A 15569-nucleotide genomic window follows, 5' to 3' on the forward strand; every position below is an offset into this window, starting at 1 on the left:
ATAATTCAACAACTTATAGAAGTTGCGGTGGAATAGGGATCGTTTTGGTTATTGGAAGGCCGTTCTGGTCCCTATTTCACCGCAACTTAGTAAAACTGTTTTGATGGTAAGGCGGAGCAGCCTCGAAGATGAGCCTCGAGACTGCTCCGCTTCATTTCTGAGCGTTTGTCGTGTAGGGCAGCATTAATCGTCGTTTTTGAGTATGCGGCCCTGTTTTTCGAACTTGTGCATGTCGCTATCGGCCATGCCCTGCGACTTGTCCTCGTGACGCTTGGCGTATAACGGATCGTCGGAGTCGTTCCAGATGCGGTCGGCGACAGGTGACCATGCCTCGGCGGCAGCCTGGGTCTTTTCGCGCAGCTGCTCGGGTGACTCCTTCTCGATTAGGTCGGTGCTCATTGCGCCACTCTCGGCGACCAGTTTGGGCAGCACGTCGGGATTCTCGAGCATGGGGCATGGTTTGAGGTAGTTGTCGTTAAACGGCATGTTCTCGTAGTACTTCATAAAGAGGGGAGAGCGCAGCGCGTCGAGTAAACTCACATCGTGGATGTTGGCGTTTGAGTAGTGGATGAACACGCACGGCTCCACGTCTCCGGCGGCGTTGATGTGCAGGTAGCGGCGGCCGCCGGCGATACATCCGCCTACAAACTCGCCGTCGTTTTGGAAGTCGAGCGTAAACAGCGGCTTCTTCTCACGCATTTCGCGGATAAAGTGATACATGTGCTCGCGCTGCTCGGGCGTGGGCATGAGCTCGGGGGTTGCATTGCGGCCAACCGGCATAAAGTGGAAGTACCAGCAGAAGAGTGCTCCCTCGCCGATCATCCAGTCCATGTTCTCCTCGGTAGCAACCGTATCGGCATTGGCGCTGGTCCAACAGGTGGAGATACCAAACGGCAAGTCGCGCTCGCGCAGGAGTTTCATGGCGTGCTCGATCTTTGCGTAGGTACCCTCGCCGCGACGGGCGTCGGTGGTGTGCTCATTGCCCTCGGCGCTGATGGCGGGGACAAAATTACCTACGCGAATCATATCGTCGCAGAAGGCCTCGTCGATCAGCGTGGAGTTGGTAAAGCAGAGAAACACGCAGTCCTGATGTTTTTCGCAAATTCTGATCAGGTCGTGCTTGCGGACGAGCGGCTCGCCGCCGGTATAGATGTAGATATGCGTACCGAGCCCTTTGCCCTGCGTAACGATAGAGTCGATGTCTTCGAACGAGAGATTCTGCTTGTAGCCGTACTCGGCGGCCCAGCAGCCCGTACAATGCAGGTTGCAGGCGCTCGTGGGATCGAGCAGGATGGCCCACGGAACGTTGCACTGGTACTTTTCGCGGTTCTTTTCCTGCTCTGGCCAAGCTAGCAGGTTGGCGTCGACAATGAGGGTCTTAAGCAGTTTGGTTCGCATCTGGGGATTAAGGCTGAACACACGCATGATCAGGTCATACCAATTGCCGCGGCTCTTGATGACATTGGTGAATGCCTCTCGCTGTACAGGAAATACGCGATTGGGGACCAGCTTGTTCACGAGGCCCATGATTTTGTCGATGTTTTCTTGCGGGTTGTCGTCGAGATAATCGATGAGCTTGTTGAGCGCTGCACGCTCTGCTGACCGTGTAAGCGACATGGGTATATCCTTTCACGTGTGCTTAATGTGTGATAATACCCACTTGTGGATTAAACGAAGTCTAAAGATTTGTAGTGTGTCTATTCAACGAATCAATTTAATTTGGGGTGAAGCGTTATACGCCGACACCTTCTAAGTTGCGGTGAAATAGTGTCAGATGGGGATGCGGACGATTTCTTGGACCGCGCCTAGGCGTATCCATTGGAATCCTCCGATGCGCCTTCGCACGCTTGCATTACCTCGATACCATGCGATCGTGCGAACTCGACGAGCTCTGCGTTGCGGGCGTTTATGGTGCCGAAGGCGGCGGGGCACACGATAAGGCGCGCGCAGTGGACGAGGAGCTCTTTGGCGCGGGCTATGGTTTTATCCCCGATCGGCTCGAAGGCGCGCTCGGCCACGCATTCCGTCGCCAGGTCGCGCGCGAGCTCGCAGTCGATGTCCCCTTCGTGCAGAATGCCCGCGTAGAACGCCTTGCCCTGCCGGATGAGCTGGCGAAACACAGCTGACCCCGTACCTGCGCCGGCGATGACGAACGTGTGCGCATCGCCGTGTGGGCGCCCAATTTCCACGCTGCCGAAGCGCTCGTTGAAGGTGCCATGTTGAAGGCCGTAGAGCTCGCCAATCGTCTCGCGCGTGAATATGTCCTCGGGTGCGCCGGCGCGGAAGACCCGGCCGTCCTTCACGCAAATCACCTTGTCGGCGCTTTTCTGCGCGAGCTCGAGTTCGTGGATGGACATGATGACAGCAACATTCCGCGATTTCGCAAGGTGGCGAAGTATTCGCAGCAGGTCGATCTGGTAGCGGATATCGAGATACGACGTGGGCTCATCGAGCACGAGCACACGCGGATCCTGCGCGATGGCGCGTGCGAGCATGACGCGCTGGCGTTGCCCGTCGCTTATCTGCATGAAGTCGCGCTCGGCGAGCCCTTCCACATGTGCGGTTTTCATGGCCTCGTCGACCCGATTATGGTCATCGGGCGTGAGTGTGCCCATTCGCCCGGTGTAGGGATGCCTTCCCGCCTCTACGATATCGCGGCAGGTGAGGAGCTCGGTCCGGGGGCGATCTGTCAGCATGACGGCAAGGTTCCTTGCGAACTCCGCCGTCTTCCATCGGGAAATCTCTCGCCCGTCGAGCTCGACCGTGCCGGCATGCGGTGCCAGATGGCGTGTGATTGTTTTCAAGATGGTCGACTTGCCCGAGCCGTTCGGCCCGATGAGCGCCACGACGTCGCCCGCGCGAACCTCCAGATCGACGCCTTCGACTACGACCTTCTTGTCGTAACCCGCCGACAGGTCGCTTATGCGGAAAAGCGGCGCTCCGTCAGCCTGCGTTTCGACCGGGGTTTCGAGGTTCGACTCCCCTCCGAGCGTTTTGGGCTGCGGCACGAATTTCCCCATCTACCTCACCCGCTTCTTCAACATGAGTGCGATAACCACCGGCGCGCCGAAGATGGCGGTGACGGCGCTGATGGAAAGCTCGACGGGGGAGAACAGCGTGCGTGCGATCAAATCGCAGCCCGCGCAGAAGATGGCGCCTCCCAAGAAGCACGCAGGAATCACGCGGATGGGCTTCGACGACTTCAGCGCCGACTTAACGAGATGCGGAACCGCGATGCCTACGAACGACACCGGACCAGCGAACGCGGTCACGCAGGCGGAGAGCATGCTTGCTAGAAGGACGAGCACCACGCGGAAGCGTGCGACGTTCACGCCGACGCTTTTTGCGTAGGCTTCTCCCAGCTGGAAGGCGGAAAGGGGCTTCGATATCGCGAATACGCATGCGCTCACGGTGATCACCACGACCGCGATGACCGCGACGTCGTCCCAGCTCGAACCCGAGAAGCTACCCAAAGACCAGTTGTGCAGGTTCACGATGGACTGGTCGTCGGCGAAGGCGATGAGGAAGTTCGTCGCCGCCGAGCAGATGTATCCCACCATGACGCCCGCCACGATGAGCATGGCCATGGAACTTATGCGCCGTGCGATGAGGAGCACGAAGCCGATGGTGATAAGCGATCCCAGAAACGCTGCGGCCACCATGACCGGCGAGGACATGGCCTGGTTCGCGCCCAGAAGCACGATCATCGTAAGCGCGACGACGAACTTTGCGCCCGAGGAGACGCCCAAGATGAACGGGTCGGCGATGGGGTTGTTGAAAAACGTCTGCAGCAGGAACCCGGAGAGCGAAAGTGCCCCGCCGAGAAGTATGGCTGAAAGCACGCGCGGCAGGCGAATCTCCCAGATGACCTGGCTTTCCATGGAATTGGCCGCGCCGCCCGAAAGGATGTCGGGGATGTGGTCTGCGGGCACGAGCACGCTCCCGATGCACAGGTTGGCCCCGACGAGCACGATGAGGGCAACAGCGAGCAGCGCCGTCACGACGCGACACCGCGCGGCGCGCCCCGATTCGTCGTATGCCATGGTAAGCCGGCTTCTCATGGCGCTAGCCGAGCTTCCTCAGATAATGGAAGTCACTCGTGTCATCGCCGGTGAACGCCCCGTGCAGCTCGTCGATAATGTCGGCGGTAGAAGTCATCTGCTGGTACATGTCGGCGCTTGTGACCCAGACGTTGCCGTTCTTCACGGCTTTGAACTGCGACAATAGCGCGTTTTTGCTTACGAAGTCGCTCAAGGTGGCAACCGATTCGTCGATGGTGCCGTTGTAGACGATGATGTCGGCATCCTTCGCCGTCGCATAGAAGCGCTCCATTTCGAGCGTTACTGACGAACCTGACGTCGACGCCGTCTGTGCGTCATCGAGCGCGTAGCTGCCGCCTGCGAGCTCGATCATCTGCGCCACGTAGTCGCCCCTCCGCCGCGTGACGGCGGCCCCGTTCGAGTTAATGTAGAAATACGCCACGGTTTTACCTGACGACGCGAGCCCCGACGTTTGCTCGACGCGGGCCTTCTGCTCGTTGAACAGGTGCGCGGCCTCCTCTTCCTTGTCGAACAGGACGCCGAAAAGCTTAATCCACTCGACGCGTCCGAGTGCTTCGGGCTCGCTCGACGACTGTTCGGTGAGCACGACGAGCCCGAGCTTCTGCAGCTTTTCCTTCACATCGGGCGTGTGGTTGATCATGGTGTTCTCGATGGCGAGCGTGCAGCCCGAGGCCGATATTCGCTCGTAGTCGGGCGCGCTGTACTTGCCGCCGTAGGCGATCGCCCCACTTTCGAGCGCGCTTTTGAAGCCCGCGACCGAGCAATCGTCGGCCTTCGTGCCCGACATTAAGATATTGTCGTTCGCATCGAGCGCGTCGACCAGGCACATCGTCGCCGACGACACGAGGTACACCTTGTCGGCGGGGCGTCTTATGACCGCGATGTCGGAGCTCAACCCGTCAGGTACCTTCGCATCTTGCGGCACCACGAGGAAGCGCTCCCCGTTCGAAACGCAGATAAGCCGCAAGCCGCCTTCGAACTCGTCGACAGTGAAGTGCTTGGCGTATTCAAGCTGAAGCGCCCCCGTCGGCTCCCAGCCGCAGCCCAAATCAGCGTTGTGGAAGTCGGCCGCGGCGCTTGAAGCCGTTCCCGCAGGGGAGCCGCCGCTTGCATCGTCGCCCGATTTCTCCTTCATGGTGGATGAGTCGAAGTGGAGCGTGTAGTCGATGGTGTGCGGCGTCGACATGGCGACGGTCTCGGCCGACACGGCGATGTCCTCGTCGAGCGTGACGGGTATCTCGAACGTGGAGTTGCCGCCGTCGTTTACGGGCGCGTAGTCCACGCCGTCGACGGTCATCTTGTCGTAGTTCGAACTCGACCAGGTGATGGTCGCGGTGTAGGTGTCGCCATCCTTCACAATTGTGGTGGGCGAGGCGATGCTTGCGCGCCCTGACCCGCCGGAAAGCGAGACGCTCACAGTGTATTCCTGAGAGCCCGCCGTGGCACCGGTCACGTTCGGGCTCGCACTGCACCCCGCGAAGGGAAGCGCGAGCAGGGCGACGAGAACGCAGGCGATCGCGCGCGCCGCGATGCTGCGGCGCTTCCTGTTTTCCCCCTTGGGAAGAATCGACCGCATGGCGTTACTTCAGTGCGTCGGCGCGCAGATCGACGCCGGCGGATTCGAATACGAGCGTGCGGTCGTACCACCGCTCCCTTTTAATGCTCCACGCGGCGCAGGCGGTGTCCTCGTCGAGCGCATCAACGGGCACGTCGTAGGTGTACTTGCCTTCCGCGTTTTCCACATAGGGGATGAAGTCGGCCTCGCTCGCGGCGGCAGCCTCGTCGCCCGTGCCCATGAAGAGCTTGCCGTAGCCCGTGCCGGAAAGTGTCATCACGCAGTGCATGGAGCCGTTTTCCACGATGAGCTGGGCATCCACAATCCTGAACATGTTCGAGCTGGAATCTACGGTGATCGGATAGGTGCCGTCGGCCACCTTGTCGGCGGTGATGGGGGCAGCGCTTGCGCCCTCGGGCGCATCGGCCGCCTGTTCGGTCTTTTCCTGGGAATCGGCATCGCTTGCCTTTGCGCTGTCGATTGAATTTCCGCCGCAGCCGGCGAGCGAGAACGCGAAAAGCGCCGCCGACAGGGCGAAGGCGAGGGTTTTCTTCAACATGGAGGGGGTTCCTTTCAATCGCTTCGACCGCCCGCGCCGTGCGGTGGGCGGGCGGGATGCGAATGCAACGGGCATGCGCCGTCAGTCGGGGAAGGCGCATGCCCGTTGCACGGGGACGCGACCGGCGCCCCCGTGCGCGGCGAGTTTACAGCTTGGCGATGGCGTCGTCCACGTGCGCGACGTAGATGTCGTCGACCGCGACGTTCTGTCCCAGACCCTGGAGCAGGCACGTCACTTCGAAGCCGGCAGCCACGAACTTCGCAGCCCAGCTGTCGGGGTCGGTCTCGTCTGCCATGTCGTTGTTCGCGTGGTCGCCCGCGACCACCATGAACGGCGCGAGCACGGCCTTCTTGTAGCCTGCGGCGCTCGCGGCGGCGATAACATCCTCGCAGGTCGGTTCAGCCTCGACGGTGCCGACGAAGAACTGCGTCAAGCCCTCGTTCTTAAACACTTCCTGCATCTTGGCATAGTCGGCGTTGGAATCGGCTTCGGTGCCGTGGCCCATGAGGCACAGCGCCGTCTTGCCGTCGTCGAAGGACGCCATGTTCTCCTTAATGGCTGCGGCCACCTTCTTGTAGTCGTCGTCGGAGGTGAGCAGCGGGTCGCCGAGCGAGATTTTGTCGAACTTGTCGGCGTACTTGTCGAGCTCGTCTTTCACGTCGGTGTATTCCAGGCCACCCATGAGATGCGTCGGCTGCACGACGATTTCCTTCACGCCGTCTTCCACGCAGCGGTCGAGCGCCTCGGTCATGTTGTCGATCGTGATGCCGTCGCGCTTCTTCAGCTTGTCGATGATGATCTGCGCGGTGAAGGCGCGGCGGATGTCGTAGTCCTGCCAGTACTTCTCGCGGATAGCGTCTTCGATGGCGCCGATGGTGATGTGGCGCGAGTCGTTGTAGCTCGTGCCGAAGCTCGTGACGAGGATGACCGGCTTCACGGCCTTCTCCTTTTCACTCGATTTCTCGGAACTCGCGGAGGTGTTGGAGCAGCCCGCGAGCGCGACTCCGGCGAGCGCGAAGGCTCCGGTTGCTGCGGCGCCCATGAAGCCGCGGCGTGACATCTGGTCGGACATGGTTTTTCCTTTCCTCGGTTTGCCGGTCCCCCGGCGACAGTTGCTTGTCGGCACAAGCGAAAGAAAAGCGCACCCCTCGGGGTTCACAAGGAGCTAACGCCACGGCGATGCCGTGAGGAAAAGGCGAAGCAGTCTGGCTTGGGGCGCGAGGCGGTTCGCCCGTGCGTCCTATACAGTAATGTCCCTTGCCCAGGATTCCCACCTGGTTCCCTCCGCAAGCCAGCGCGGGCTGTGCGGGCGCCGCGCCGGTCATTTCCTTTTATCCGATTGTCATATGCTCGTTGCCGAATCTTTTACTATGATAGTGGGCACTTTTGAACGTGTCAAAGCCAGGGCGGGCGGCATTGCGCCTCCTGCCTGCGTATTTGCGCCGATTGCCGCTGCGGGCGCCGTGTTTTGGCCGCTGCGCGAATGGCAGCGTAAACGGTTGCGATGAGAAACGGGAAGGGAAGGCTCGGATGATTCATATCGTTGGCGCTGGCTCGGGCGCCGCCGACCTTATCACGCTGCGCGGGGCGCGCCTTTTGCGCGCGGCCGACGTGGTCGTTTGGGCGGGAAGCCTTGTGAACCCCGAGCTGCTCGCTGAGTGCAAGGAATCCTGCATCGTCTACGACAGCGCGCACATGACCTTGGAGGAAGTGCTCGACGTGATGTGCGCGGCAGATGCGCGGGGCGAGGACGTGGTGCGCCTGCACACGGGCGACCCGTGCCTGTACGGCGCCATCCAGGAGCAGATGGACGCGCTCGACGCGCGCGGCGTGGACTACGAGGTGGTGCCCGGCGTGTCGAGCTTTTGCGGTGCCGCGGCGGCGCTTCGCCAGGAATACACGCTGCCGGGAATCAGCCAGTCGGTCGTGATCACGCGGCTTTCCGGACGTACCCCCATGCCCGCGGGCGAGGGCATGCGCACCATGGCGGAAAGTGGCTCGACTATGGTCATCTTCCTGAGCTCGGGTATGCTCGCCGAGCTTTCCGCCGAGCTTTTGGCCGCGGGCCGCAGCTCCGACGAGCCGGCCGCGCTCGTGTACAAGGCGACCTGGTCTGAGGAGCGCGTGGTGCGCTGCACAGTGGGCACGCTCGCCGATGCGGGCGCGCGAGAGGGCATCGACCGCACGGCGCTCGTGGTGGTGGGCCGCGTGCTCGGAGCTCGCGGCGGGTTTTCGCACAACGGCGCGCAAGCAGAGTCGTACGAGCGCAGCAAGCTTTACGACCCTTCGTTTGCCACGGGGTATCGGAAGGCGAGCAGCTAGCGTGGCCTTCGAGCACTACATATATACCGGGACGACCCGCCTGCGCTGCGGCTACACCACGGGGAGCTGCGCCGCGCTCGCGGCGAAGGCGGCCTGCGAGATGCTTTTGTCACGAAAGCCCCTCGGCCGCGTGTCGATCGTCACCCCCGGCGGGCTGCCCGTCGAGGCGAACGTGGTCGACGCATGCATCGGCGAGGGGTGCGCCCAGTGCGCCGTGCGAAAGGACGCAGGCGACGATGCCGATGTGACTGACGGCGTACTCGTGTACGCGCACGTGGAACATGCGGGGTCGGGCACGGGTGCTGCGGGCAGCAAGGACGTGCCCGCGCGCGAATCGGAAGTTTCCGTCGATGGCGGCGTGGGCGTGGGGCGCGTGACATTGCCCGGGCTCGAGCAGCCGGTGGGGGCGGCCGCCATCAACGCGACGCCGCGCGCGATGATCACTTCGGCGGTGCGCGAGGTGTGCGCCGCGCACGGCTTTTCTGGAAATATTGCTGTGACGATTTCGGTACCCGAGGGTGTTGCCCTTGCCAAAAAGACCTTCAACCCGCATCTGGGGATAGAGGGCGGCATCTCCATCCTGGGCACGACGGGCATCGTCGAGCCGCGCAGCCTCGCTGCCTTGCGCGACAGCATCGAGCTCGAGATCCGGCAGCATGCGGCTATGGGGCGGCGCGGAGTCGTGCTCACGCCCGGCAACTACGGCGGGCAGTTCATCTCGGGGCATCTCCACCTAAACGGTGCGCCGGTGGTCTTCATCTCCAACTTTGTGGGCGATGCGATTGATTGCTGCGTTCGCGAGGGATTTACCAATGTCCTTCTTGTGGGACACATCGGCAAGTTGGTGAAGGTCGCGGGCGGCATCATGGACACCCATTCGCGTACCGCCGACTGCCGCGCGGAGATTCTGGCCGCCCACGCGGCCATGGCCGGCGCGGGCGCGAAGACCGTGCGCGAGATCATGTCGTCCGTCACGACCACGGCGGCGCTCGAGGTAATCGAGGCCGCCGGCGTTGGGGACGCTGCGCGCGCCTCGCTCGCTGCGGCAATTGAGGACAGGTTGCGCCGACGCGCGGCGGGCGCATGCGACATCGCCGCGGTCGTGTTCGACGCCGAGCGCCGCGAGCTTTTCCGCACGTCGGGCGCCGATGCAGTTATCGGGAAATTGGGGGCGACGTATGAGTAAAGGCGTTCTGTACGGGGTGCGCCGTGCAATCGGCTGGCCGGGGACGAAGGTGGTCATGAAGGCGCGCCGCTCGCTTGCGGACACGAAGCGCTTCCTTTGCGAGGAGGGTGCCTTCGACGGTGCCGAGCTTGTAGAGGACTGTGGGCTTCCGGGCGAGCGCGTGTACCGCTCGCTCGACGATGTGCCCGATCGGGGCAGCTACTTCTCGACGATGGTGGTGCGCTAGATGAGGGTTTCCTGCATAGCGTTCACTGAGAGGGGGTATGCGTTGGCGGTGCGCACCGCACACGCGCTTTCCGATTGCGCGCAGACAGGTGAAGACGACCTTGGCTGGGACGTTTCCGTTTCGCGCGGGTTCGGCGAGGGGAAGGCCGACCTGCGCGCATGGACGGCGCTCGCGTGGGAAGCGTCGGACGCGCTTCTGTTCGTGGGCGCGGCGGGCATCGCCGTGCGGGCGATCGCGCCGCATGTCGCCTCGAAGGCAAACGATCCCGCGGTTGTGGCGATCGACGAGGCGGGGCGCTTTGCCGTCCCGCTTTTGTCGGGGCATTTGGGCGGTGCGAACGAGCTTGCGCAAACTGTGGCACGCGCGGCAGGGGCCATCCCCGTCATCACCACGGCGACCGACGTCCGCGGCGTGTGGGCGGTGGATACGTGGGCGCGCTGTGCGGGGCTCGCCGTTTCGAATCCCGAGGCCATCAAGCGAGTGTCGGCGCGGCTGCTTTCGGGCGGGCGCGTGGCGCTCTATTCCGACATGCCGATTTCGGGACAGCCGCCTGAGGGGGTTGACATTGCGTCCGACCGCGCTCGGGCCGATATCGTCGTGTCGCCGTTCGCTGGCGCGAATGCAGGTGCGTCCGTTCGTGCGGCGGAGACAACGGGCGAGGTCGTGCCCGCCGGTGAGACGGGGAAGCCGGCGGGCGTGCGGGCGCAGGCGCCTGCGCCCGAGCCGCTTCGCCTTGTCGTGCCCTGCATCGTTGCGGGCATAGGATGCCGTCGCGGTGCGTGCGCCGAAGCGATCGAGGAGGCGTTTCTTCTCGCGTGCGGGCAGGTGGGTATCTCGCCTTCGGCCGTGCGCGAGGCGGCGACGATCGACGTGAAGGCGCACGAGGAGGGTCTGCTCGCCTTCTGCTGCGCGCGCAATATCCCGCTTGCGACGTATTCCGCAGAGGAGTTGTCGCAGGTCGAAGGCAGCGTTTCGCCATCTGATTTCGTGCGCGCGACGGTGGGGGTCGACAACGTGTGCGAGCGGGCAGCGCTCGCGGAGGGGGGCAAACTTATCTTCCCGAAGCTCGCTCACGGCGGCGTGACCGTCGCGTTTTCCAAGGTAACTATTAAACTTTCGTTTAAGGAGCGGTGATGGGAAAGCTCTTCGTGGTGGGAATCGGCCCGGGCGGCCCCGACGGCATGACGATTGCGGCTCGGCGTGCGCTCGAGGCGTCCGACGTCGTTGTGGGTTACACGAAATACGTGGAGCTCGCGCTCGCCGCCGTGCCCGACGCGGCGCATCTCGCGACGCCGATGATGCACGAGGTCGAACGGTGCCGCCTTGCGCTTTCACGCGCGCAGAGTGGAGACGCCGTGGCGCTCGTGTGCAGCGGCGACGCGGGCGTGTACGGCATGGCGAGCCCCGTGCTGGAGCTTGCGGAGGACTACCCCGATGTAGACGTGGAAGTTATCGCCGGGGCCACCGCGGCTCAGAGCGGGTCGGCGGTGCTCGGCGCCCCGCTTGCCCACGACTTCGCGGTCGTGTCGCTCTCCGACCTGCTCACGCCATGGGAGGTCATCGAGCGCAGGCTCGCCGCCGTGGCGAGCGCCGACTTCTGCATCTGTTTGTACAACCCGCGCAGCAGAAAGCGCGCCGACAGGCTCTCACGCGCGGCGAAGATTATGCTCGAATGGAAGGCCCCCGACACGCTCTGCGGCTGGGTACGCAACATCGGGCGCGAGGGGCAGCAGTCGGGCATGTGCAGGCTCTCTGAGCTGGGGGAGATCGACGCCGACATGTTCACCACCGTGTTCGTCGGCAACGCGGACACGAAGCTCGTAGGCGGCCGTATGGTCACGCCGCGCGGGTATCGGGAGATTCCATGCGAAAGGTAACGATCATCGGGGCGGGGCCCGGAAACCCCGACTTGCTCTCGCGCGCGGCGCTCGACGCTATCGACATCGCCGACGTGGTCATCGGCGCTCATCGCGCACTTGCCGGCATCGACGTGCCGCCCGACGTGGTGAGATGCGAGCTCGTGAAGACGGCGGACATCGTCGCCGCGCTCACCGATGCGGCGTCGTGGCAGCGCGCCGTGGTCGTGATGACGGGCGATGTGGGGCTGTTCAGCGGCGCGCGCCGCCTGGTGGAGGCGCTCTCCGGCAACGCGCAGGTGGACGTGCGCGTCATTCCCGGCATAAGCTCAGCGTCGTATCTCGCCGCGCGCCTCGCGCGTCCATGGCAGGATTGGCGCTTTGCGAGCGCTCACGGCGTGGCGTGCGACATCGTGGCCGAAGCCGAGCGCGCAGGTGAGCTCTTCCTCGTCACGTCGGGCGGGGAAGACCCCTCGCGGCTTTCCGGCGAGCTTGTGCAGGCGGGCTTCGGGGACGCGCGCGTGACGGTGGCCGAGCGCCTGTCGTACCCCGACGAGCGCATCACCTGCGCGACCGCAAGTGAAATCGCAGGTCAGACGTTCGACGACTTGAACGTGATGCTTATCGATTTCGCAGGCGGCGCCGGGTCGCCTGTGGGCTCTAGCGCATCTCGCGCCGCGAGCTCCCGCTGGCCGTACGCTTCCTCGGGCATTCCCGACGAGCTCTTCATCCGCGGCGACGTTCCCATGACCAAGCAGGAGGTACGCGCCGTCGCGCTCGCGAAGCTGCGCCTTGCCGCGACCGACACCGTGTGGGACGTCGGCGCCGGCACGGGGAGCGTGTCGATCGAGGCGGCGCTCGTCGCGCGAGCGGGGTCGGTATGGGCGGTCGAGCGCAACGCGACCGGCGTTCGGCTCATCCGAGAGAACGCGGATGCATTCGGGTGCGGCAACGTGCATGCGGTCCCCGGTGTCGCCCCCGAAGCGCTCGCGAAACTGCCCGTCCCCGACGCCGTGTTCGTCGGCGGGAGCGCGGGCGAGCTTCCCTCCATCGTGGAGGCGGCGCTCGAGAAGAACTCGCAGGTTCGCCTGTGCGTGCCATGCGTCACCGTTGAGACGCTCACCGAGGCGTGCGCGCTCCTCTCGGGTTCGCGCTTTAAGGGGTTCGAGGCGTGCCAGGTGTCGGCCGCCCGCGCCGAGGCTGTAGGCTCGCACCATCTTATGAAGGCGCAAAACCCCGTGTTCCTCGTCAGCGCGCGTGGTGCAGGTGGGGAAGGCGGCGCCCGGTGAGCACGTCCATCCCGCGCTTCATGGTCGCTGCGCCCTCGAGCGGGAGCGGCAAGACGGTCGTAACGTGCGCGCTCCTGCGCGCGCTCGCGCGCCGCGGCCTTGCATGCGCGGCCTTCAAATGCGGCCCCGACTACATTGACCCGCTCTTTCATCGCCGCGTCGTGGGTGCGCGCTCGGGCAACTTAGACGGCTTCTTCACCGACGCCCCGACGCTGCGCGCCCTGCTCGCACGCGGCGCCGCGGGCGCGGATGTCGCGGTGCTCGAGGGGGTCATGGGCTTCTACGACGGCATTGCGCCCGGCGTGTCCGATGCGAGCAGCTACCAGGTTGCGCGCGACACGGAAACGCCGGTTGTTTTAGTGGTGAACGGGCGCGGGGCGTCTTTATCGCTCGCCGCCGTAATCCACGGCATCGCCGAGTTCCTGCCTTGTGCGAACGTGCGCGGCGTCGTGCTGAACAAGACGAGCGCCGCTGCCTGCGCCTACGCGGCGCCTGCGATCGAGAAGCACACGGGCGTCGCGGTTTTGGGGAATATCCCCGCCGACGAGGCGTTCTCGCTCGAAAGCCGGCATCTGGGGCTTGTGACCGCCGGCGAGGTCGAGCAGCTCTCCGCGCGCATCGACAAGATGGCCGAGCTGGTGGAAAAGAGCGTCGACGTCGACCGCTTGCTCGAAATAGCGGCGACGGCACCCGATATCCGCGAGGAACCTTACCGGTTGGAGCCGATCGCGGGAGCGCGGCCCATCGTCGCCGTCGCGCGTGACGAGGCGTTCTCGTTCTACTACGAGGAGAACCTGCGCGCGCTCGAGGACCTGGGTTGCGAGCTTGCCTTTTTCAGCCCCCTGTGTGATAGCGATTTGCCCCGGGGGACAAGCGCCCTCTATCTGGGAGGCGGCTACCCGGAGCTCCATGCGCGGCAGCTCTCCGAGAACGCGCCGATGCGCGAGGCGGTGCGGCGCGCGGTGGAATCCGGCATGCCGACGGTCGCCGAATGCGGTGGGTTTCTGTACCTGCAGCACGAAATCGCCGATAGCGAGGGGCGGCGCTGGCCTGTTGCGGGCGCCCTTGAGGGCTCAAGCGAGAACGGGGGAAGGCTGTCCCATTTCGGGTACGTGGAGCTCACTTCTCAACGCGACGGGCTCTACGGGCCGCGCGGCACACGCATCCGTGCGCACGAGTTCCACTACTGGCAGTCCACCTGCCCGGGCGGCGACTTCTGGGCGCAGAAGCCCCGGCGCGACAAGGGCTGGCCGTGCATGACGACCACCCCGTCCCTGGTTGCGGGCTTCCCGCATGTGTACTATCCTGCGAACCCCGACGTTGCGCGCGCGTTCGCGTCTGCCGCAGCGTCGTTCGCAGAGAGGAGACGGCATGGCTGAAGCAACCGAAACCGCGCTTGCCTGCATCCGCGAGGAAGTCGAGCGCGCGTTCTCTTCGGCGCCGGGCGCCGTGCTCGAAGCCGCGCTCTCCCGGATCGCGCCCGCAGACGAGTGCGCCCGCGCCGCCGCGTACGCCGCGTGGGACTCCATCGCGCACCCCTTGGGGGGATTGGGCGACTTTGAAGACGCCGTCGCGCGTATCGCCGCAGCTCAGGGGAGCGTCGATGTGGCCGAGTTTCCCCGTGCGCTCGCGGTATTCTTCTCCGACAACGGGGTCGTTGCCGAGGGCGTGTCGCAAAGCGGGCAAGACGTGACGCGAGCCGTCGCGCGCAACATGTGCGAGGGGGCCACGAGCGCCTGCCGCATGGCGGCGTTCGCGGGTGCCGAGGTCGTGCCCGTCGACGTGGGTATGGCCCGGGGCATAGAAGACGCGCGCATGGTGCGCGCGAACGTGCGGCGGGGGAGCGGCAACATCGCGCACGGCTCCGCCATGTCTCGCGATGGGGCCGTGCGCGCGATCGAGGTCGGAATCGCCGTCGCGTGCGGGCTTGCCCGCGCCGGCGTGCGCCTTCTCGCCGCGGGCGAGATGGGTATCGGCAACACGACCACCTCGGCGGCGGTGGCCGCAGTGCTCATCCGGGCGGACGCGCGGAGCCTCGTCGGGCGCGGCGCGGGGCTCTCGGACGCCTCGCTCGCGCGCAAGCGCGACGTGGTCGAGCGCGCTATCGATGCGAACTCGCCCGATTCCGCCGACCCGATCGATGTGCTCTCGAAGGTGGGCGGCTTCGACATTGCGGCGATGTGCGGCTTCTACCTGGGGGCCGCGGCCTCGAAGGCGCCGGCGCTCCTCGACGGGGTCATATCCTGCACGGCGGCCCTGTGCGCGGCGCGCCTGTGCCCCAACGCCTTAGGTTACCTCGTGGGCACCCACGCATCAAGCGAGCCCGCAAGCCGGGAGCTCCTTCGCGAGCTCGGCATAAAGGCACCCCTCGACGCAGGCATGCACTTGGGCGAGGGCGCGGGCGCCATGGCGTATCTGCCCCTTCTGGATTCGGCGCTGCGCGTGTACCGGGATGGGAAGACGTTCACGGCGACTGGCATGGCTGCTTACGAGCATTTCGAGGCTGGGAAATGAC

Annotated in this window: 14 protein-coding genes; 8 read left to right on the top strand and 6 right to left on the bottom strand. The window is 64.5% G+C overall.

Features of this window, described 5'->3' with window-relative positions; all coding sequences use genetic code 11:
- Positions 1-183: 183 nt before the first annotated feature.
- The 6 genes from ACGHEN_RS04875 to ACGHEN_RS04900 all read right to left on the bottom strand — a co-directional run bounded on the left by ACGHEN_RS04875 (position 184) and on the right by ACGHEN_RS04900 (position 7247).
- A complete protein-coding gene (locus ACGHEN_RS04875) occupies positions 184-1617 on the bottom strand; it encodes a radical SAM protein (protein WP_390397680.1) in 1434 nt (477 codons plus the stop codon).
- A 188-nt stretch (positions 1618-1805) separates the two neighbouring features.
- The gene (locus tag ACGHEN_RS04880; protein ID WP_349074241.1) at positions 1806-3008 is read right to left on the bottom strand and encodes an ABC transporter ATP-binding protein; all 1203 of its coding nucleotides are present in this window, start codon (positions 3006-3008) and stop codon (positions 1806-1808) included.
- 12 nt (positions 3009-3020) lie between these two features.
- Positions 3021-4043, bottom strand: coding sequence for an iron ABC transporter permease (locus tag ACGHEN_RS04885; RefSeq protein ID WP_195503389.1), 1023 nt, complete (start codon positions 4041-4043; stop codon positions 3021-3023).
- A gap of 22 nt (positions 4044-4065) precedes the next feature.
- Positions 4066-5637 (bottom strand): ABC transporter substrate-binding protein, encoded by a 1572-nt coding sequence (locus ACGHEN_RS04890; protein WP_349127969.1) that lies wholly within the window; start codon positions 5635-5637, stop codon positions 4066-4068.
- Between the two features lie 4 nt (positions 5638-5641).
- Positions 5642-6175 carry a hypothetical protein gene (locus tag ACGHEN_RS04895; RefSeq protein ID WP_195363984.1) on the bottom strand — a complete coding sequence of 178 codons (534 nt, stop codon included), beginning with the start codon at positions 6173-6175 and terminating at the stop codon, positions 5642-5644.
- Between the two features lie 145 nt (positions 6176-6320).
- On the bottom strand, positions 6321-7247 hold the full coding sequence (locus ACGHEN_RS04900; RefSeq protein WP_055286465.1) for a sirohydrochlorin cobaltochelatase: 927 nt from the start codon (positions 7245-7247) through the stop codon (positions 6321-6323).
- A gap of 458 nt (positions 7248-7705) precedes the next feature.
- On the opposite strand from ACGHEN_RS04900, the gene cobM reads away from it, so the two are divergent.
- Genes cobM through cobT form a run of 8 tightly spaced genes read left to right on the top strand, consistent with a single transcriptional unit; the run spans position 7706 to position 15568 of the window.
- Entirely contained in the window at positions 7706-8497 is a 792-nt protein-coding gene (cobM, locus tag ACGHEN_RS04905; RefSeq protein WP_390397685.1) for a precorrin-4 C(11)-methyltransferase, read from the top strand.
- Position 8498: 1 nt separating this feature from the next.
- Positions 8499-9683: a cobalt-precorrin-5B (C(1))-methyltransferase CbiD gene (gene cbiD / locus ACGHEN_RS04910; protein WP_390397687.1), complete on the top strand. Its 1185-nt coding sequence runs from the start codon at positions 8499-8501 to the stop codon at positions 9681-9683.
- Entirely contained in the window at positions 9676-9909 is a 234-nt protein-coding gene (locus ACGHEN_RS04915) for a hypothetical protein (RefSeq protein ID WP_187359579.1), read from the top strand. The genes cbiD and ACGHEN_RS04915 overlap by 8 nt, the downstream gene beginning before the upstream one ends.
- Positions 9910-11043 carry a cobalamin biosynthesis protein gene (locus ACGHEN_RS04920; protein WP_195625050.1) on the top strand — a complete coding sequence of 378 codons (1134 nt, stop codon included), beginning with the start codon at positions 9910-9912 and terminating at the stop codon, positions 11041-11043.
- Positions 11043-11786 (top strand): precorrin-3B C(17)-methyltransferase, encoded by a 744-nt coding sequence (cobJ, locus tag ACGHEN_RS04925; protein WP_055286472.1) that lies wholly within the window; start codon positions 11043-11045, stop codon positions 11784-11786. The genes ACGHEN_RS04920 and cobJ overlap by 1 nt, the downstream gene beginning before the upstream one ends.
- On the top strand, positions 11774-13054 hold the full coding sequence (cbiE, locus tag ACGHEN_RS04930; RefSeq protein ID WP_195503382.1) for a precorrin-6y C5,15-methyltransferase (decarboxylating) subunit CbiE: 1281 nt from the start codon (positions 11774-11776) through the stop codon (positions 13052-13054). Before cobJ ends, cbiE begins: the two co-directional genes overlap by 13 nt.
- Positions 13051-14433: a cobyrinate a,c-diamide synthase gene (locus tag ACGHEN_RS04935; protein WP_390397689.1), complete on the top strand. Its 1383-nt coding sequence runs from the start codon at positions 13051-13053 to the stop codon at positions 14431-14433. The genes cbiE and ACGHEN_RS04935 overlap by 4 nt, the downstream gene beginning before the upstream one ends.
- Positions 14426-15568: a nicotinate-nucleotide--dimethylbenzimidazole phosphoribosyltransferase gene (cobT, locus tag ACGHEN_RS04940; protein ID WP_195544688.1), complete on the top strand. Its 1143-nt coding sequence runs from the start codon at positions 14426-14428 to the stop codon at positions 15566-15568. Before ACGHEN_RS04935 ends, cobT begins: the two co-directional genes overlap by 8 nt.
- Position 15569: the final 1 nt, after the last annotated feature.

The sequence above is a fragment of the Collinsella sp. i06-0019-1H4 genome (assembly GCF_042849575.1).
GTDB lineage: Bacteria > Actinomycetota > Coriobacteriia > Coriobacteriales > Coriobacteriaceae > Collinsella.